This is a genomic window from Oceaniradius stylonematis, assembly GCF_965223445.1.
In the GTDB taxonomy this organism is placed as follows: domain Bacteria; phylum Pseudomonadota; class Alphaproteobacteria; order Rhizobiales; family Rhizobiaceae; genus Roseitalea; species Roseitalea stylonematis.
In genome coordinates this window covers 2,022,911-2,040,289 of sequence record NZ_OZ244994.1, presented here as the reverse complement: position 1 = coordinate 2,040,289, position 17,379 = coordinate 2,022,911, and the positions used below count along the sequence as shown (strand labels likewise).

General features: G+C 63.1%; 19 protein-coding genes. 10 read left to right on the top strand and 9 right to left on the bottom strand.

Annotation, left to right across the window (positions count from 1 at the left end; all coding sequences use genetic code 11):
* Window positions 1–46: 46 nt before the first annotated feature.
* Genes ACOQOU_RS10075 through ACOQOU_RS10060 form a run of 4 tightly spaced genes read right to left on the bottom strand, consistent with a single transcriptional unit; the run spans window position 47 to window position 2,861 of the window.
* Complete coding sequence (locus ACOQOU_RS10075; RefSeq protein WP_306025995.1) at window positions 47–418, bottom strand: helix-turn-helix transcriptional regulator; 372 nt, start codon at window positions 416–418, stop codon at window positions 47–49.
* On the bottom strand, window positions 415–1,047 hold the full coding sequence (locus ACOQOU_RS10070; protein ID WP_306025996.1) for a Smr/MutS family protein: 633 nt from the start codon (window positions 1,045–1,047) through the stop codon (window positions 415–417). Before ACOQOU_RS10070 ends, ACOQOU_RS10075 begins: the two co-directional genes overlap by 4 nt.
* Window positions 1,044–2,141 (bottom strand): murein transglycosylase A, encoded by a 1,098-nt coding sequence (locus ACOQOU_RS10065; protein ID WP_306025997.1) that lies wholly within the window; start codon window positions 2,139–2,141, stop codon window positions 1,044–1,046. The genes ACOQOU_RS10070 and ACOQOU_RS10065 overlap by 4 nt, the downstream gene beginning before the upstream one ends.
* A 21-nt stretch (window positions 2,142–2,162) precedes the next feature.
* Window positions 2,163–2,861, bottom strand: coding sequence for a Tim44/TimA family putative adaptor protein (locus ACOQOU_RS10060; RefSeq protein ID WP_109768395.1), 699 nt, complete (start codon window positions 2,859–2,861; stop codon window positions 2,163–2,165).
* 137 nt (window positions 2,862–2,998) lie between these two features.
* Here ACOQOU_RS10060 and ACOQOU_RS10055 point away from each other — a divergent pair, with 137 nt between their 5' ends.
* Both ACOQOU_RS10055 and secB read left to right on the top strand, forming a co-directional pair.
* Window positions 2,999–3,499, top strand: coding sequence for an FxsA family protein (locus ACOQOU_RS10055; RefSeq protein WP_306025998.1), 501 nt, complete (start codon window positions 2,999–3,001; stop codon window positions 3,497–3,499).
* A gap of 122 nt (window positions 3,500–3,621) precedes the next feature.
* Entirely contained in the window at window positions 3,622–4,143 is a 522-nt protein-coding gene (gene secB / locus ACOQOU_RS10050) for a protein-export chaperone SecB (RefSeq protein ID WP_109768360.1), read from the top strand.
* A 27-nt stretch (window positions 4,144–4,170) separates the two neighbouring features.
* Here the strand turns inward: secB and dnaQ are convergent, their stop codons facing one another.
* The 4 genes from dnaQ to ACOQOU_RS10030 all read right to left on the bottom strand — a co-directional run bounded on the left by dnaQ (window position 4,171) and on the right by ACOQOU_RS10030 (window position 7,024).
* Window positions 4,171–4,878 (bottom strand): DNA polymerase III subunit epsilon, encoded by a 708-nt coding sequence (gene dnaQ, locus ACOQOU_RS10045; RefSeq protein WP_109768359.1) that lies wholly within the window; start codon window positions 4,876–4,878, stop codon window positions 4,171–4,173.
* Between the two features lie 94 nt (window positions 4,879–4,972).
* Window positions 4,973–5,584, bottom strand: coding sequence for a dephospho-CoA kinase (gene coaE, locus ACOQOU_RS10040; protein ID WP_306025999.1), 612 nt, complete (start codon window positions 5,582–5,584; stop codon window positions 4,973–4,975).
* Window positions 5,581–6,438, bottom strand: coding sequence for a shikimate dehydrogenase (locus tag ACOQOU_RS10035; protein ID WP_306026000.1), 858 nt, complete (start codon window positions 6,436–6,438; stop codon window positions 5,581–5,583). Before ACOQOU_RS10035 ends, coaE begins: the two co-directional genes overlap by 4 nt.
* Window positions 6,431–7,024: a Maf-like protein gene (locus ACOQOU_RS10030; RefSeq protein WP_109768356.1), complete on the bottom strand. Its 594-nt coding sequence runs from the start codon at window positions 7,022–7,024 to the stop codon at window positions 6,431–6,433. The genes ACOQOU_RS10035 and ACOQOU_RS10030 overlap by 8 nt, the downstream gene beginning before the upstream one ends.
* A gap of 479 nt (window positions 7,025–7,503) precedes the next feature.
* Here ACOQOU_RS10030 and hemE point away from each other — a divergent pair, with 479 nt between their 5' ends.
* The 8 genes from hemE (at window position 7,504) to ACOQOU_RS09990 (ending at window position 16,307) form a co-directional block, all read left to right on the top strand.
* The gene (gene hemE, locus ACOQOU_RS10025; RefSeq protein WP_306026001.1) at window positions 7,504–8,529 is read left to right on the top strand and encodes a uroporphyrinogen decarboxylase; all 1,026 of its coding nucleotides are present in this window, start codon (window positions 7,504–7,506) and stop codon (window positions 8,527–8,529) included.
* A 5-nt stretch (window positions 8,530–8,534) separates the two neighbouring features.
* Window positions 8,535–9,080, top strand: a complete 546-nt coding sequence (hemJ, locus tag ACOQOU_RS10020) for a protoporphyrinogen oxidase HemJ (protein WP_306026002.1) — start codon at window positions 8,535–8,537, stop codon at window positions 9,078–9,080.
* A gap of 152 nt (window positions 9,081–9,232) precedes the next feature.
* The gene (rho, locus tag ACOQOU_RS10015; RefSeq protein ID WP_109768394.1) at window positions 9,233–10,498 is read left to right on the top strand and encodes a transcription termination factor Rho; all 1,266 of its coding nucleotides are present in this window, start codon (window positions 9,233–9,235) and stop codon (window positions 10,496–10,498) included.
* Between the two features lie 106 nt (window positions 10,499–10,604).
* Entirely contained in the window at window positions 10,605–11,915 is a 1,311-nt protein-coding gene (gene mnmE, locus ACOQOU_RS10010) for a tRNA uridine-5-carboxymethylaminomethyl(34) synthesis GTPase MnmE (protein ID WP_306026003.1), read from the top strand.
* 140 nt (window positions 11,916–12,055) lie between these two features.
* Window positions 12,056–13,936 (top strand): tRNA uridine-5-carboxymethylaminomethyl(34) synthesis enzyme MnmG, encoded by a 1,881-nt coding sequence (gene mnmG, locus ACOQOU_RS10005; protein WP_306026004.1) that lies wholly within the window; start codon window positions 12,056–12,058, stop codon window positions 13,934–13,936.
* Window positions 13,933–14,589 carry a 16S rRNA (guanine(527)-N(7))-methyltransferase RsmG gene (rsmG, locus tag ACOQOU_RS10000; protein WP_306026005.1) on the top strand — a complete coding sequence of 219 codons (657 nt, stop codon included), beginning with the start codon at window positions 13,933–13,935 and terminating at the stop codon, window positions 14,587–14,589. Before mnmG ends, rsmG begins: the two co-directional genes overlap by 4 nt.
* Window positions 14,590–14,602: 13 nt before the next feature.
* Window positions 14,603–15,394 carry a ParA family protein gene (locus ACOQOU_RS09995; RefSeq protein WP_306026006.1) on the top strand — a complete coding sequence of 264 codons (792 nt, stop codon included), beginning with the start codon at window positions 14,603–14,605 and terminating at the stop codon, window positions 15,392–15,394.
* Window positions 15,395–15,428: 34 nt separating this feature from the next.
* On the top strand, window positions 15,429–16,307 hold the full coding sequence (locus tag ACOQOU_RS09990; RefSeq protein WP_306026007.1) for a ParB/RepB/Spo0J family partition protein: 879 nt from the start codon (window positions 15,429–15,431) through the stop codon (window positions 16,305–16,307).
* A 37-nt stretch (window positions 16,308–16,344) separates the two neighbouring features.
* On the opposite strand, the gene holA is transcribed toward ACOQOU_RS09990, so the two are convergent.
* The gene (holA, locus tag ACOQOU_RS09985) at window positions 16,345–17,379 is read right to left on the bottom strand and encodes a DNA polymerase III subunit delta (protein ID WP_306026008.1); all 1,035 of its coding nucleotides are present in this window, start codon (window positions 17,377–17,379) and stop codon (window positions 16,345–16,347) included.

Genomic DNA, 17,379 nt, shown 5'->3' with positions numbered 1-17,379 from the left:
CTTGGTTTCGCGTGCCTCCCCTCTCGGGGAAGGCGGGGCCTTGGCTTCACCGTTCCGATTGCCGGATCGCCGCATCGAGTCTCAGACGCAGATCTTCGATCGCGTCGTCCGACAGCACGTCGATGCCCGATGCCAAAAGATTGGCCAGTTCGGTCGCGCGCGGAGACAGCTCTGTCGTATCGATCGTCACGCGCGGCGCCGACTGAAGCGCCAGCCGCTGCAACTCGTCGGCGTCGTCCCAGATGATGTTCAGGCAGGCAATGATCTCCTGAACCAGGATCCAGCGCGGCACGCCGCGTTTGCCATGCTCGAGCGCCGACAGATAGGCGGGCGAGACGCCGATCGCCTGCGCCATCTGCCTCTGCGTCATGCCGCGCTCAGCGCGCAATTGCCGCAGCCGTTCGCCGAACGGGGTCATCGGTGCCGGTGCCCGTGCGGTTCGGCGGTCTTGCGCAGACGGACATAGAATGCGCCGTCGCCGCCATGGCCGCGTGCGGCGGACCGAATGCCGCTGACCAGGCCGGCGAACGGTTCGCGCGACAGCCAGAACGGCACCATCCGGCGCAGAACGCCGTCGCTGTGCGGTGAGCGTCCTTTGCCGGTGATGACCAGGACGTGACGGCAATCGCGCGCCCGCGCCTGCGTCAGAAAGCGGTGCAGCTGGCTCATCGCTTCGTTCTGGTTCATGTTGTGGAGATCGATGCTGGCGTCGATCGGTGTCCGGCCACGCGAGAGTTTTCGGTAGACCGGCTGTTCGATGGGAACAGGTCCGGGCGCCCGCGCTGCCCGTTGCGCCTGGCGAACAGGTGCCGGCGGCGCTGCCGACCGATTCGGTTCGCCTGCGGCGCCCCGCCTGGCAGGCGTCGATTGCGTCGGTGCATCCTCGCCGAACGCACCGGCCACCCAATCGTCCCAGACATCCTGCTGCGCCTGACGGTGACGCACGCGATCGAGCGGATTGACCGTCCGCGCGACCTTGTTCCACAGGATGCGGTCTTCAAGGCTGAGCGGATGGGTCGGTTTTCGGGACTTGCGGTGCTCGGTCACGGCGCCCATTCCTCCGGCAACCGGTCCACCATGTCACGGGGGACAAGAATCGTGAAGGTGCATGGCGACTTGACGCCACCGGCCGCCTCGCCCGCGGCCGAGCCGGTTCCGAAGAAGATGTCGCCGCGCGCGGCGCCAACGATCGCGGAACCGGTTTCCTGGGCGATCATCAGCCGCCGGAATGGCATGTCCCCGACACTGTCGGCATCGACGAAGACCGGCGTGCCGAACGTATGCAGAAGCCGATCGACGGCGAGCGAGCGGCCGGCGGTGAGCGGAACCTTTGCAGCCGCAACCGGTCCGTCGCCGGGCTCGCCTGCCGGCGTTTCGCGAAAGAAGATGTAGGACCGGTTTTCGGCCATCAGACCCGATGCCTGATCGGGATGAGCGGCAAGCCAGGCCCGGATCGACTGCATGGAGACGGAGGCGGCCGGTATCTCGCCACGATCGACCAGAAGCTTGCCGATGGCCGTGAATGGGTGACCGGTCTTGCCGTCATAGGTGATGCGCGTGGTGCTGCCGTCCGAAAATGTCAGGCGCGCTGCGCCCTGGATGTGGACGAAGAAGGCATCGACCGGGTCCGCGACAAAAGCGATCTCGAGGCCCTGTCCATCCAACGCACCGGCTTCGATCGCCGCCCGGTCATGAAATTCCGTCAGAACCCCATCATCGCCACGGCGGCCAAAGCGCATTTGCGGGTCGAAGTCTGGCGGACGATTGCTGTCATCGACGGGCACCAGATCGGGCGGGCGCCGGAGAAAGGGCACGGCAAAGGATGGTGTTCGACGATGGGAGGCCGAAAGCTCGGGTTCGTAGAAGCCGGTTACAAGGCCCTGCTCGCCGGTTCCGTTATCAAGGCGCACCGGGGCAAACCTGTTCTCGAAGAATCCGCGCGGGTCGTCTCGGGCGCCGAGCTCCGCCGCCTCTGCGGCCAGTGTCATCAGAGGTTCGGGCGGAATGCCGAGCCGTCCGGTTCGATAGGTTTCGCCCACCGGTTTTTGGCAGTGGCGCGCCAGTGTTGCCAGCGCGGCGGCATGATCGTCCTGCGCCCAGCCAGCCATGTCGGCGAATGCGATGCGGTTCAGGGACCACATGGTGGCCGCCAGTACCGCAGCTTACTCGTCGGCTTCGGTCGCTTCGAGTTTCCAGTCGGGCGCCTCGCTGCGCACATCGCGCATGAAGGTCCACACATCCTTGACCTCGGCGACCGCCTCGGGATCGCCTTCGATGATCTCGCCATCCTTGCCGCGCGTCGCCGAGACGAGCTGACTGACGACGGACACGGTGATGTGGGCTTCTGAATCGCGCATCTGGGCGCCGACAATATCGATGGTGTCGATGCCGACAAAGTTGGTCTGCACCGTTTCGCCCCGCGCCTCGCGTTCGTCGAGCGCTGCGGCAAATCCGTCATAGACATCGGCCGACAACAGGTTGCGCAGCGTCTTGCGGTCCCCATCGGCGAACGCCATGACGATCATCTCGTAGGCCATCTTGGCGCCGGCCAGGAACTCGCCGGGGTGGAATTCGGGCGCCGCATCGCGGATGGCACGCAGACCCTTGTTAACCTCGGTACCCGGTTTGGCCATCTTGTCGATATCGGCATAGGGTTCGGGGTTCTCGCCACGCCCCGGCAAAGTGATCACATTGTCCGCTTCGCCGGCGTCATCGCGCGCCACGTCCTCACCCTGACGGGAATAGGGATCGAAGGGCGGGCGCTCCTGGCCGGTGCGGCGCCCTAGGACATTGCGAAGCTGTATGAAGACGAAGACAGCCGCGACGACAAAGATCAGGGTGACAAAATTCGACGAGTCCATTGGGTTTCCGTTTTCGGTCTGGTTGTCGCACGCGGCGCGCATAGCTGATATAGAACGTGCACCGCCATCATTCAAACCGGGACCGGTCACGCTTACATGGGTTCAAACACCGTGTTCAACCTGTCCGGACCGCCACCATGCCATTTTCGCTGATCCCCTTCGCCCTGCTGGTCATCCCGCTGCTCGAAATTGCCGCTTTCGTGGTGATCGGCGGACAGATCGGTGTCTTCCCGACGCTGGCGCTGGTGGTCGTCACGGCGGTCATCGGCTCGATCCTGCTGCGCGTGCAGGGGTTCGGCCTGCTCAACCGTATCCAGGCCGAAATGAATGCCGGGCGGGTGCCAGCGCGCGAGCTGGTGCATGGCGTGATGCTGCTGGTTGCGGGAATTCTGCTGCTGACACCCGGTTTTGTGACCGACGCGGCAGGCTTTCTGCTGTTCGTGCCGCCGGTGCGCGATGCGGTCTGGGGCTTTGTCCGAAGCCGCGTTCGCGTCGTCGGGCCGGACGGTGCCAAATTTCACGATGGCGCGTCGGAAACGACCCCGCGGGACGGCCGCACGATCGATCTCGACGAGGACGATTTTGCGCGCGAACCCGACCCCGACACACCTTGGGGCGACGGCCCGCCACGCTCGTAGCTGACAGAAAGGCCGGTTACTATGGCCCGCTTGTCACACAGGGGGCACCATGCTAGGCGACCGCGAAATCTCCCGATCCGGCGCATTTGCGCCACTCCAGCAATTCCAAGAAGGCACCCAAGATGGCGGATGAAACCGACAAGACGAACGATGGCGAAACGGCAGCAGCCGCAGGAGCAACGACGGGCAACGGCAAATCGCCGCAGCTCAGCATCCTGACGCAGTACGTCAAGGATCTGTCGTTCGAGAGCCCCGGCGCGCCGATGACGCTGCGCCAGCGCGACAAGGCGCCGGCGATCAACATCAACATCAACGTCAACGCCAATCCGATGTCGGAAACCGACTATGACGTGGTGCTGACGCTGAACGCGACGGCCAAGGATGACGACAAGGTCCTGTTCAATGTCGAACTGATCTATGGCGGCGTGTTCCGCGTCGACGGCTTTCCCAAGGAGCACACGCTGCCGGTGGTCTTCATCGAATGCCCGCGCATGCTGTTCCCGTTCGCGCGGCAGATCGTGGCCGAATGCACACGCAATGGCGGTTTCCCGCCGCTGATGATCGATCCGGTCGATTTTGCGCGGATGTTCCAGCAGCGCATGGCCGAAGAACAGGCGCGCCAGAAGGTCGAAACGACGAACTGACCGAGAAAAGGGCCCGGCCGTGCCGTTTCAGGCGGGGCGGCGCCAGAGCGGGGCCTCGCCCAGCAGTCCGATCATCTCTTCATGCGCGGCGGCTTCGGCCGCCGTCAGGCGCGGCGGCAAGGGGTCGGCGCGCGTACCGACCACCGCAACCTTGTCCGGACCTTCGGATCCCGTGGCTTTGTCGGCGGCAGTGTCGGCGACCACCGACAAGCCGAGCGCCGCCTGCTTGCCGCCGACCAGCTCGATATAGACTTCGGCCAGAAGCTCGCTGTCGAGGAGCGCGCCGTGCTTCTCGCGCCGCGAATTGTCGATCCCGTAGCGCTTGCACAGGGCATCGAGCGAGTTCGGGCCCATCGGATGGCGCCGGCGGGCAAGGGCGAGCGAATCGACGATCCGGGCCGGATCGAGCGCCGGAAAGCCGATCCGGGCGAACTCCTCATTGAAGAAGCCGGCATCGAAGCCGGCATTGTGAGCGATCAGCCTGGCATCGCCGACAAAGGCGAACCAATCGTCGACGATTTCGGCAAAGCGCGGCTTGTCGATCAGCATCTCGTTGGAAATGCCGTGTACAGCCAGCGCCTCGGGATGCACCTCACGCCCGTCCGGATTGATGAAGACGTGAAACGATCGTCCGGTGATGAACCGGTTGTCGAGTTCGACGGCGCCAATCTCGATGATGCGGTCAGCCTTGTTGTCGAGGCCGGTCGTTTCGGTGTCGAAGATAATTTCACGCATTGTTCGCCCAGTCTGCAAATCGCCATAACAGGATGGCGGTGCGCCCTGCCTCGGGCAAGACGTGCGCGGAACCATCCAAAGGCAATCGGCCGGTTCAGCCGGCCGCTTCGGCAAGGTTTCGGGGCGGCGGCTGCAGCACGGTGATCAGATCACGCACCTTGGCGCGCGCGCAGTCCATGCCCAACGACGTGTCGATGATGAAATCGGCCTTGGCACGCTTTTCACGATCCGGAACCTGGCGGGCGAGGATCGCCGCGAAACGATCTTCGGTCATGCCGGGCCGGGCGAGGACGCGCTCGCGCTGCACATCGGCCGGCGCAGTAACCACAAGCACCTTGTCGACCCGATCCTGTGCGCCCACCTCGAACAGAAGCGGGATGTCGAGGACCACCAGGCCAGCTCCATCGGCACGCGCACGGTCGACGAACGCGGCTTCGTGCGCAGCGACCAGCGGATGGACGATCGCCTCGAGCCGTCCCAGCGCCTCAGCGTCGCCCAGAACCCGCTCGCCCAGCTGTTTGCGATCGACAATGCCGTCCATCACCGTGCCGGGAAAAGCCGTCTCGATGAGCGGCGCAGCATCGCCGCGGTAAAGCTCGTGAACGGCGGCGTCGGAATCGTGCACGGGAATTCCTGCCTCGGTGAACATGGCGGCGGTCGTCGACTTGCCCATACCGATCGAACCGGTCAGCCCCAGACGGATCATGACGCGTTGTCCCCCGCACAGTGCGCCTCAAGGTCGGCGACGATATGGGCGCGCAGGTCCGGTGTCACCAGTGGCCGGACGCCGAACCACCGTTCGAATCCCGGGACTGCCTGATGCAGCAGCATGCCTAGACCGTCGGCAACGGTCAGGCCGCGGTCGCGCGCGGCGGCAAGCATGGGCGTGACCAGCGGCGCATAGACGATGTCGGTCACGATCGCCTGGTCACCGACCTTGTCGAGATCAAGCATCAAAGGCGGTTCGCCGGACATGCCCAGCGACGTCGTGTTGACCACCAGATCGGCATCGGCCGCCCGTTCGTCGATTGCGGCGAGCGGGGCGGCATGAATGGACTCGCCAAACAAGTCGGCGAGTTCAGCGGCCCGGTCGCGGGTGCGGTTGGCCAGATCGATATGGCGATAGCCGGCTTGGAGCAGCGCATGGAGGATTGCGCGGCTTGCGCCGCCCGCGCCGATCACCAATGCACGTTGGCCGGCGCGCCATTGCGGTGTCCAATCGTCGAGATTGGCCGCAAAGCCATAGGCATCGCTGTTGCCGGCGGCGAGCTCGCCGCGCTCTTTCCAGATGGTATTGACGGCCCCGATCGCTTCGGCCGCCGCATCACGCTTGTCGATAGCGGCAAACGCGGTCTGCTTGTGCGGAATGGTGACATTGCCGCCGGCCCAATTGGACGCCGACAGACCGGCCAGGAAGAACGGGAAATCGTCAGGGGCGATATCGAGCGGTTCGTACGATCCGGCCAGGCCAAGCCGGTCGAGCCAGAAGCGATGGATCAAAGGCGATCGCGAATGGCCGATCGGGTGCCCGGCGACGAAGGCGCGCGCCGGATCAGCCATCGATCATGTCCAGGCGCCGCAGTTCGGCCAGAAGCGGCAGCATGGGCATGCCGATGATGGTGAAGTAATCGCCCTCGACCCGGTCAAAAAGCCTGATGCCCGCGCCTTCGATCTGATAGGCGCCGACGCTCTGCAACGCCGCCTCGCCGACTTCGGCGAGATATCGGCCTATGAATGCCGGTGACAGGGTCCGCACATGCATGTGTGCCGTCGATACATGACGCCATAGCGTCTCTCCGTCGCGGACAAGCGCCAGTGCGCTGTGCAGCGCGTGCGCCTTGCCGGACATGGCCAGAAGACGGAACCGCGCTTCTTCCATGTTGGCCGGCTTATGCAGCAGTTCGCCGTCGAGCGCCATCGTCTGGTCCGCCCCCAGGACCAGCGCGCCGGGATGGCGTGCGCTGACATCGAGCGCCTTGGCCTCGGCAAGCACGGCCGCCACGTCGGCGGCATCGAGACCGCTTTCAACGAGCGGCGCTTCCACCGCCCGCTCCTCAATATCGGCCGCATCGGTCGAAAAGATGAGGCCGGCCTTGGTCAGAAGTTCGGCTCGGAAGGGGCTGGACGATGCAAGAACGAAGGTCATGGTCGGCTCTGAAGGCTGGGCGTCAGTGGGTGGCCTAACCTGCCGGAGGGCGCCGGACAAGCGCAAAGCCCCGGACGGACGCCTGCCGTGGGTTGGGGACAATTCCGGTGGGCAAACGCGATTGTCTGCCGCTTGGTTCACAGGCGCGGGCAAATGCGCGTGATCGGTCAACATGGATGGACCGGACTTTTGCTCCTGCACGCCGGTAGTGAACGGAGAAACAAAACGCCGTCCACTGGCCATTCACATGAAATGATCCCGTTGGTAACGATTAAATATCTGATAAATAATCATTTTTAGGTTTGTCCTCGTCGATTCTGGTTTTCACTATCCAGCCGTCCGACGCAGGAACGCTGTGTATGAGAGGTGGAAAACCGCGGACAAAAGATTCATACCCGCAACTCACAGACTCATAGAAAAATCAAAAAACCTTCGTTAGACATCTCATTCTTAAAAGGGCTGTGAAAGGAGTGCGTTGCATGGGCCAGCGGACGATACTGGAAGTCATGCAGGGCGCGACGGTTACGCCACCGCCGATCTGGGTGATGCGGCAGGCGGGGCGTTATCTGCCCGAATATCGCGAGACACGCGCGAGGGCGAAGAACTTCCTCGATTTCTGCTACACGCCCGATCTGGCCGTTGAAGCGACGTTGCAGCCAATCCGCCGTTACGGCTTTGATGCGGCGATTCTTTTTTCGGATATTCTGGTGATCCCCGACGCACTCGACCGTGATGTGTCCTTCGTGCAGGGCGAGGGACCCCGAATGCGTCCGCTTGAAGGCGACGAAATCGAGAAGCTCGATTCAAGCCGTGTTCTTGATCATCTGGCGCCTGTTTTCGAAACGGTGCGGCGATTGCGCGTGGCGTTGCCGGATGAAACGGCGCTTTTGGGTTTTTGTGGCGCCCCCTGGACGGTGGCGACCTACATGATCGCCGGGCACGGAACACCCGACCAGGCCCCATCGCGTCTGATGCTCTATCGCGAGCCGGCGCGGCTGGAGAAGTTGCTCGACATACTCGCCGAGGCGTCGGCGCGTTATCTGATCGCGCAGATCGATGCGGGGGCCGACGCCGTCAAGATTTTCGACAGTTGGGCGGGTGTTCTCGATCGTGTGGCATTCGAGCGGTGTTCGGTGGCGCCGGTTCGCAAGATCATTGAAACGGTGAAGCGCGAACGGCCCGGAACGCCGGTGATCGCCTTTCCGAAAGGCGCCGGCTGGCAATATCGCGACTACCGCGAAAAGACGGGTGCGGACATGATCGCGCTCGACTGGACGGTTCCACTCGATGTCGCGGCCCAGTTGCAGAAAGAAGGGCCGGTTCAGGGCAATCTGGACCCTTTGCGGGTCGTGGCGGGCAGGGCGGCGATCAAGGAAGGGGTCGATCGCATTCTCGACGCGCTGGCGGGCGGGCCGTTCGTCTTCAATCTCGGACACGGGATCACGCCGCAGGCCGATCCGGACGATATGGCCTATCTGGTCGACTGCGTACGCGGCAAGGCCTAGCGGCCATGAAGGGGCCGGGCGGGGAGATATCGGAGACCAAGGGGCGCAAGGCGGCCATGCGTGCGTTGATGGCGCTGGCGGTTTTTCTTGGCCTGGCGGCTTTCATATTCGTTTTGTCGCCGCCGGCGCGCTATGACTGGGCAAAAGCCATCCATGTCGTCGCGGTGATTTCGTGGATGGCGGGCATGCTGTACCTGCCGCGGCTGTTCGTTTATCATTGCGATGCAGAACCGGGTTCGGTCCAGGCCGACACATTCGTCGTCATGGAGCGGCGGCTCCTGAAGGTGATCATGCTTCCCGCGATGATCGTTTCCTGGGCCGTCGGTCTCTGGCTGGCATGGACCGGCGCATTTTTCCTGGAAATCTGGTTTATCGGTAAACTCGTCGCCGTGCTGATCATGAGTTGGGCGCATGGCTATCTGGCGAAATCGGCCCGTCTGTTCGCCGAAGGACGCAACGACAAGCCGGCGCGTCATTGGCGGATCGTCAACGAAGTGCCGACGATCGCGATGATCGCGGCGGTGATCCTGGTAATCGTCAAACCGTTCTAGGAACGCCGCGCTTGTCGGGTGGCACGGCGAATTGTCTTGCCCGTGCGGCTTGAAATCGCCATGATGACGGCGTATGTGGCGGCCAGTTCTCGGTGCCCTTCTTCCTTCCCTCCGCGCCGGGCTTTTCCCTTTACGTCCGCATTGGTTCAACCATGGAACAAATGAAGCTACACGATTTGCAGCAGAAGTCTGCGCCCGAACTTGTGGAGTTCGCCGAAAGCCTTGAGGTCGAAAATGCCAGTGTCCTGCGCAAGCAGGAGCTGATGTTTGCCATTCTCAAGCGTCTGGCCGCCGATGATATCGAGATCATCGGCGAGGGCGTGGTCGAGGTGCTTCAGGACGGGTTCGGCTTTTTGCGGTCGGCCAGTGCGAATTATCTGCCTGGACCTGACGACATCTATATCTCGCCATCGCAGATCCGGCGTTTTTCGCTGAAGACCGGCGATACGGTCCAGGGCACGATCCGTGCGCCCAAGGACGGGGAACGCTATTTTGCTTTGCTCAAGGTCAACACGATCAATTTCGAAGACCCCGAGAAGATCCGTCACAAGAGCCATTTCGACAATCTGACGCCGCTTTATCCCGACAGCCGCATCAATATGGAGGTCGAAAACGCCGAGACGAAGGATTTGTCGGCGCGCGTGATCGATCTCGTCGCGCCGCTCGGCAAGGGCCAGCGCGGTCTGATTGTCGCGCCGCCTCGCACGGGTAAAACGGTGCTTTTGCAGAACATCGCCCATTCGATCACCGCCAATCACCCCGAATGCTATCTGATCGTGCTGCTGATCGACGAACGGCCCGAGGAAGTCACGGACATGCAGCGTTCGGTGAAGGGCGAGGTCGTGTCGTCGACGTTCGATGAACCGGCGACCCGCCATGTTCAGGTTGCCGAGATGGTGATCGAAAAGGCCAAGCGTCTGGTCGAACATGGCCGCGATGTCGTCATCCTGCTCGATTCGATCACACGGCTGGGCCGGGCCTACAACACGGTCGTGCCTTCGAGCGGCAAGGTGCTGACCGGCGGTGTCGATGCCAACGCGCTGCAGCGGCCCAAGCGCTTCTTCGGTGCGGCGCGCAATATCGAGGAAGGCGGTTCGCTGACGATTATCGCCACCGCTCTGATCGATACGGGCAGCCGCATGGACGAGGTGATCTTCGAAGAATTCAAGGGAACGGGCAATTCGGAAATCGTGCTCGACCGGAAGGTTGCCGACAAACGCATCTTCCCCTCCATGGATATCCTCAAATCGGGTACCCGCAAGGAAGACCTTCTGGTGCCGCGTTCGGACCTTCAGAAGATCTTCGTGCTTCGGCGCATTCTGTCGCCGATGGGAACGACGGATGCCATCGAGTTCCTGATCGACAAGCTGCGCCAGACCAAGAACAATGGCGAATTCTTCGATTCCATGAACGCCTGATCGATTCGGTCTCGAAACGTCGTTGGTGCAGATCGCGGAGACCGATTCGATTCTGATGTGAAACGAATCGAATGAACATTGATGTCTGGCGCCGCATGGAGCCTGCATGACGGATACGATCATCGCGTTGTCCAGCGGAGCCTTGCCGTCGGGCATTGCCATTGTTCGGGCATCCGGCACCGCGTCGGGAGCGCTTGCGGAGCGCTTTTGCGGCGCCCTTCCCGCGCCGCGAACGGCGGCGTTGCGTGTCTTTCGCGACGATGAGGCATTGGAGATCGATCGCGGGTATGTGCTGTGGTTGCCAGGCCCGGCGAGCTTTACCGGAGAGGATTGCGTCGAATTTCACCTGCACGGCAGCCGCGCAGTGGTCGATCGTGTTTTGGACCTGGCCACGGAAATGCCCGGGGTTCGTCTTGCAGAAGCGGGTGAATTTGCCCGCCGGGCGTTTTCCAACGGCAAGCTCGATTTGGTGGAAGCCGAGGCGCTTGGCGATCTGATTTCGGCGGAGACGGAAGCACAGCGTCGTTTTGCGGTCGAACTGGCCGGTGGGGCGCAATCGTCCCTTTACGAGGATTGGCGAGCCCGCTTGCTCCATGCGCGGTCGATGATCGAGGCGGAGATCGATTTTTCCGATGAGGACGATGTGCCCGGTTCGGTGTCCGATCGGGTTTGGGCGGACATGCGGACGATGAGCGACGCATTGTCCCGCCACATGGACGGTGAACGGCGCGGCCGCATCATGCGGTCCGGACTTCAGGTCGCCATCGTCGGCGTTCCGAATGCGGGCAAATCCACGCTTCTCAATGCGATGGCCGGCAGCGACCGCGCGATTGTTTCCCCGGAACCGGGCACGACGCGCGATGTTGTGGAGGCTCGTCTGGACCTTGGCGGCCATCTGGTGGTGCTGGCCGATACCGCCGGATTGCGCGATGAAGCGGGCACGGTGGAAGGAGAAGGCATTCGCCGTGCGATTCAGCGCGCTGCGGAGGCCGACCTTGTGTTGCACGTATCGGAGACGGGTTTGTTCGAGATGCCCCAACTGCCTGATGGCCTGGCGGTCTGGACCGTGCGCACCAAGGCCGATTTGACCGTGGACGGCGCGAGGCCGGTCCAAGCAGCCGATTATGCGCTGAGCGCCGTGACAGGTGAGGGGCTCGGGGCCTTGGTTGCCGCGCTGACCGATTTTGCACGGGATCGCGCCGGAGGCTCGGATCTCGCGCCGGGACGTGCCCGACACATGCAACATCTGGCTGCCTGCAAGGCCCACCTGATCGATTCGCTGTCGGAACAATTGCCGTTGGAGCTGAGGGCGGAGCATTTGCGTCTCGCCGGAGAGCAGCTCGGGCGGATAACGGGCCGCATCGATGTTGAGGACATGCTGGGAACGATTTTCTCGCAGTTCTGCATCGGCAAGTGATTCACGTGAAACAGCGCTGGCCTGGATGCGATATGCCGCCGTTGTTTCACGTGAAACAGCGGGTGGCTTGACCTCGGCCGTCAATCACGCCATGTGCGGCTGAGAAGACCCTTTACCTGTACTTTTTTGGAGGCTGGCCGATGATGGTCACAGCCTATGATGTCATCATCGTTGGCGGCGGCCATGCTGGCGTCGAGGCGGCGCGTGCGAGTGCTGCGGTCGGGGCGTCGACGGCTCTTGTGACCCACCGTTTTGATACGATCGGTGTCATGTCGTGCAATCCCGCCATTGGCGGTTTGGGCAAAGGGCATCTGGTTCGGGAGATCGACGCGCTGGACGGATTGATGGGCCGGGTCGCGGATGCCGCCGGCATCCAGTTCCGCCTGTTGAACCGCCGGAAGGGGCCGGCCGTGCGCGGTCCGAGGACGCAGGCCGACCGGGCTCTGTATCGCGCCGCCATGCAGAACGAAGTCGGCGCCATCGCCAATCTCGACATAGTCGAGGGAGAGGTGGCCGCTCTGCGCATGCCGGCGCCCGACCGTGTCGAGGGAGTGGTGCTCGCCGACGGCCGGGAATTGACGGCCGGCGCGGTGGTTCTGACGACGGGCACCTTTCTGCGCGGTGTCATCCATATCGGCGACCGGACCATCGCTGCTGGCCGCATGGGCGAGGCACCGAGCAATGCACTGTCCGGCCAGCTGCAGGCGATGAACGTGCCGATCGGCCGTCTGAAGACGGGCACGCCGCCGCGGCTTGACGGTCGCACCATAGCGTGGTCGCAGCTGTCCATGCAGAGCGCAGACGACGATCCGGTGCCGTTCTCGATGCTGACGGAGCGCATCGTCAATCGTCAGATCGAATGCGGCATCACGCGGACGACGGCCGACACGCACGCCGTTGTTCGCGCCAATATCGGTCGTTCGGCGATGTACTCGGGCAAGATCGAAGGGACCGGGCCGCGCTATTGCCCTTCCATCGAAGACAAGATCGTCAAGTTCGGCGATCGCGACGGGCACCAGATCTTTCTCGAACCGGAAGGGTTGAACGATCATACCGTCTACCCGAACGGCATTTCGACATCGCTGCCGGAAGACGTGCAAGCGGCTGCCCTGAAGACGATACCGGGGCTCGAGCACGCAAAGATCCTGCAACCGGGTTATGCGATCGAGTATGATCATGTCGATCCGCGCGCGTTGGATGCCAGCCTGGCGTTGCGCAGCGTGTCGGGCTTTTATCTCGCCGGCCAGATCAACGGCACAACCGGCTACGAGGAAGCGGCGGCGCAAGGGCTTGTGGCGGGCCTGAATGCGGCACGTTTTGCGGCCGGACAGGCGCCGGTCCTGTTCAGCCGAACCGAGAGCTATATCGGAGTGATGCTGGACGATCTGACGTCGCGCGGCGTGTCGGAACCCTATCGCATGTTCACGTCACGCGCCGAATACCGGCTGTCACTGCGGATCGACAATGCGGACATGCGGCTCACGCCGTTGGCGATCGAATCGGGACTGGCGTCCGCAGAACGGCGCGAGCACTTCAACGCCGTGAGGACGGCACTGGATGCTGCCCGCGATTTGAGCCGTTCGGTGACATTGACGCCGCAGGAAGCCAACCGATTCGGCCTCGAAATCAATCACGACGGCGTTCGGCGGTCCGCCTATGATCTGATGGCTTATCCCGACATCACCTTTGATCGGCTCACGTCCATCTGGCCGGAACTCTGCGATATCGATCGGTCGATCGCCGAGCGGCTGGAAATCGAGGCGCAATATGCCGTCTATATGAAGCGCCAGGCCGCAGACATCGCTGCAGTGCGTCGTGACGAGGCGCTGTTGCTGCCCTGCGATCTGTCATTTGACGGCATTGCCGGGCTCTCCAACGAGCTGAAGCAGAAGCTTGCCGAACGCCGCCCCTCGTCGATTGCCGAGGCACAAAGGATCGACGGCATGACGCCCGCGGCGGCCGCACTGCTCATTGCCCATGTCCGGAAACAAGAGTTTCGAACCGACATCGATGCGGCATGAGCGATCCCGATGCGATGCGCGCTGCGCTTTCTTCAGGCCATGATGGCGTCGATGTTTCACGTGAAACGCTGATGCGCATGGCGCAGTTTGCCGATCTGTTCGATGCTTGGTCGAAACGGATCAATCTCGTCGCGGCGTCGACCGGCGGCGATTTCTGGATGCGGCACGTGGCCGACAGTGCGCAGCTGCTGCGACTGAAACCAGACGCCCGCCATTGGTCCGATCTTGGCTCGGGCGGCGGTTTTCCCGGAATTGTGATTGCCATTCTGCTTTCGGAGACCGAAGGCGCGCGTGTCGACCTGATCGAGAGCAACCGAAAGAAGGCGGCGTTCCTGCAGACGGTGCGCGCTGCCTGTGCACCGTGCGCCCGTGTGCATCCCGCCCGCATCGAGGATGCGGTGATGCGCCTGCCGGCACCGGAGGTCATTACGGCGCGTGCCCTGGCACCGCTGGCAGACCTGTTCTCCCTCGCCGAACCCTGGCTGGCGGCCGGCGCGTCCTGCCTGTTTCACAAAGGCCGTGGATATGCCGATGAAGTGGAGGAAAGCCGTGCACATTGGCGATTCGATCTGGTAGTACATGACAGTGTTGCTGCCCCGGACTCGGTCATTTTGGACATCAGCCAGGTCCGGCGGGCGCCCAATTCACACTGAACCGGGGACCGGCATGACCAGTTCACCCAAGGTCATCACCATTGCCAACCAGAAAGGCGGCGTCGGCAAGACGACCACCGCGATCAATCTGGCAACGGCGCTTGCCGCAATCGGCGAGCGGGTGCTGGTGGTCGATGTCGATCCGCAGGGCAATGCCAGCACGGGGCTCGGCATCGATCGGGACGACAGAACCGTGTCAGCCTACGAGATCCTGCTGGGCGAAGCGTCGGTCACCGACGCAGCCATCGCAACCGCCGTTCCCGGGCTGTCGATCGTTCCGTCGACCATGGATCTGCTGGGCATCGAGATGGAAATCGCTTCGGCGTCCGACCGCGTCTTCCGGTTGCGCACGGCCCTTGGTCAGCCGGATGTGCGGCGCTTTTCCTATGTCATCATCGATTGCCCGCCCTCGCTGAACCTTCTGACGCTTAACGCGATGGCGGCCGCGCATTCCGTGCTGGTGCCGCTGCAGTGCGAGTTCTTCGCGCTGGAAGGGCTCAGCCAGCTTCTGAAGACCGTCGATCAGATTCGCGGCTCGGTCAATCCGGGCCTGACCATCCAGGGGATCGTGCTGACCATGTATGACGGCCGCAACAATCTGGCCAACCAAGTGGTGGACGATGTGCGCAGCTATATGGGCGATACCGTCTACACCACGGTAATCCCCCGCAATGTCCGGCTGTCCGAGGCCCCGTCGCACGGCAAGCCGGCCATCCTCTACGATCTGCAATGTGCAGGAAGCCAAGCCTATCTCAACCTGGCGTCGGAAGTCATTCAACGCGAGCGCGGCGCGCGGGCCGCCTGAACGGATTCGAACCCGGAACGATACGGACATCATGATGGCAGATGACAGATCGGACAGGCGGCTGGGCCGCGGACTGGCGGCACTGATCGGCGAGATGGACCAGCCGGTGCAGGCCGCGGCGGCACCCGTTGCCAGCGACCGCAGCGTTCCGATCGAGATGATCGCCCGCAATCCCAACAATCCCAGGCGCACCTTCAGCGACGATGAGCTGGACGATCTTGCCCGATCGATGCGCGATCACGGTGTCATCCAGCCGATCGTCGTGCGCCCCGTGGCGGGAACGGGCGGTGGTGCCTCGCATGAGATCATCGCCGGCGAGCGGCGATGGCGCGCGGCGCAACGTGCTGGGCTCACCGAGGTGCCGGTGATCGTCCGCGAAGTCGACGACCGTTCGGCGCTGGAGCTCGCGATCGTCGAAAACGTCCAGCGCTCCGATCTCAATCCGATCGAGGAGGCGCTTGGCTATCGGCAGCTGATGGACGACCATGGCTACGGGCAGTCGGACCTTGGTGACGTTATCGGCAAAAGCCGCAGCCATGTGGCCAATACGCTGCGCCTGTTGAAACTCCCCGATTCGGTCCAGGCGATGGTTTCGGCAGGCGATTTGTCGGCCGGCCATGCGCGGACGCTGGTAACGGCCGATGATCCGGCCGCTATCGCGCGCAAGATCGTTGCAGAGGGATTGTCCGTGCGCCAGGCAGAGACATTGGCCCAAAAGCCGGTTGGCGACGACGATCGATCCATTGGAAAGCCGGCAAAAGATACCGATCTTGTCGCGCTCGAGAAGACCTTGTCCGATGCGTCAGGCTACCGCGTCGAAATCCAGCCGAAGGCAAAGGGTGGCGAAGTGCGCATTGCCTACCAGTCGCTTGAGCAACTCGACGATCTATGCCGTCTTCTGCAACGCCAATAGATTCCCATTTTGATTCGCGATCGAAACGATCTGAACCCTAACGCCGGCGAGCGCTCTGGACTGTGAGCGCCAGCAACGTCATACGCAGGACGTCGGTTTCGAGGTGTCGCGACTGGCGGGCCTGAAGGACTGCTTCACGCAAACGGCCAAGCCCGGCGCGAATGGCGGGCGCGCTCCATATCGCGACCGCCTGCTCCATTGCCTGGCGGCGCGCGAAGAAGACCGGCGGCCTGGCGTGGGCCACCGCCGCGGCGGGATTTTTCCCCTGCATGTCCATGTCGGCACGGATCCGGTCCAGCGCCTGGAACTGCCGTGTCAGGATCGCGAGCAGCGCCGATGGCGCACCGCCTCCGCTTTCGAATTTCACCACCGCGCGGTCGAGCGCCTTGAGATCGCCCGTCAGCACGGCCATCGAAATGTCGTCAAACCCCAGTGCCGACGCGTCGCCGCAAATGGCCTGCACGTCAGACAGTGTCACCGTTGGCTGGCCGAGCGCATAAAGCGCGATCTTGTCCAGTTCGGCGCGCGAGGCGGCCCGGTCGCCGCCAAGATGATCGATCAGAAAATGACGCGCATCGAGTTCCAGCCGTAGTCCGGCCGCAGAAAATGTGCGGTCGATCAGCTCCTGAAGTGCCCTGTCGTTGTCGGTGTAGCAGGCAATGGCGAGGCCGGCCGCAGCCTTTTCGACCGCCCCGCGCAGGCCGCCCTTCTTGAGATCGCCGGCCTCGACAATGATCATCGTGTCCGCTGGCGGCTCGCCGAGCAGCATGTCGATCTGGCCGAGCAGTGCTCGATCGTTTCCCGCGCCTCGGAGCCAGATCAGCCGGCGGCCGCCAAACATGCCGACCGTGTAGGCTTCATTGACGAGCCGTTCGGGGTCCGCCCCAGGGCTCGCGGCGTCGATGCGAATCGTGCTGAACGGATCGTCCAGCGGCACACCGCTCCCTTTGGCCAGCGCCGAGGCGCGTTCCGACACCAGACCGTGATCCGGCCCGTAGACCAGATAGATCGTGTAGTCGCGATCGGGCCGGGCGATGAAGCGGTCGGCCTCGTGGTTCTTGAGCTGGGCCAA

What these genes read in the sequence shown, in the direction of transcription:
- ACOQOU_RS10075 (WP_306025995.1), bottom strand. Translation starts at nt 418, where the DNA reads ATGACCCCGTTCGGCGAACGGCTGCGGCAATTGCGCGCTGAGCGCGGC.
- ACOQOU_RS10065 (WP_306025997.1), bottom strand. Translation starts at nt 2,141, where the DNA reads ATGTGGTCCCTGAACCGCATCGCATTCGCCGACATGGCTGGCTGGGCG.
- ACOQOU_RS10060 (WP_109768395.1), bottom strand. Translation starts at nt 2,861, where the DNA reads ATGGACTCGTCGAATTTTGTCACCCTGATCTTTGTCGTCGCGGCTGTC.
- ACOQOU_RS10055 (WP_306025998.1), top strand. Translation starts at nt 2,999, where the DNA reads ATGCCATTTTCGCTGATCCCCTTCGCCCTGCTGGTCATCCCGCTGCTC.
- secB (WP_109768360.1), top strand. Translation starts at nt 3,622, where the DNA reads ATGGCGGATGAAACCGACAAGACGAACGATGGCGAAACGGCAGCAGCC.
- dnaQ (WP_109768359.1), bottom strand. Translation starts at nt 4,878, where the DNA reads ATGCGTGAAATTATCTTCGACACCGAAACGACCGGCCTCGACAACAAG.
- coaE (WP_306025999.1), bottom strand. Translation starts at nt 5,584, where the DNA reads ATGATCCGTCTGGGGCTGACCGGTTCGATCGGTATGGGCAAGTCGACG.
- ACOQOU_RS10035 (WP_306026000.1), bottom strand. Translation starts at nt 6,438, where the DNA reads ATGGCTGATCCGGCGCGCGCCTTCGTCGCCGGGCACCCGATCGGCCAT.
- ACOQOU_RS10030 (WP_109768356.1), bottom strand. Translation starts at nt 7,024, where the DNA reads ATGACCTTCGTTCTTGCATCGTCCAGCCCCTTCCGAGCCGAACTTCTG.
- hemE (WP_306026001.1), top strand. Translation starts at nt 7,504, where the DNA reads ATGGGCCAGCGGACGATACTGGAAGTCATGCAGGGCGCGACGGTTACG.
- hemJ (WP_306026002.1), top strand. Translation starts at nt 8,535, where the DNA reads ATGAAGGGGCCGGGCGGGGAGATATCGGAGACCAAGGGGCGCAAGGCG.
- rho (WP_109768394.1), top strand. Translation starts at nt 9,233, where the DNA reads ATGGAACAAATGAAGCTACACGATTTGCAGCAGAAGTCTGCGCCCGAA.
- mnmE (WP_306026003.1), top strand. Translation starts at nt 10,605, where the DNA reads ATGACGGATACGATCATCGCGTTGTCCAGCGGAGCCTTGCCGTCGGGC.
- mnmG (WP_306026004.1), top strand. Translation starts at nt 12,056, where the DNA reads ATGATGGTCACAGCCTATGATGTCATCATCGTTGGCGGCGGCCATGCT.
- rsmG (WP_306026005.1), top strand. Translation starts at nt 13,933, where the DNA reads ATGAGCGATCCCGATGCGATGCGCGCTGCGCTTTCTTCAGGCCATGAT.
- ACOQOU_RS09995 (WP_306026006.1), top strand. Translation starts at nt 14,603, where the DNA reads ATGACCAGTTCACCCAAGGTCATCACCATTGCCAACCAGAAAGGCGGC.
- ACOQOU_RS09990 (WP_306026007.1), top strand. Translation starts at nt 15,429, where the DNA reads ATGGCAGATGACAGATCGGACAGGCGGCTGGGCCGCGGACTGGCGGCA.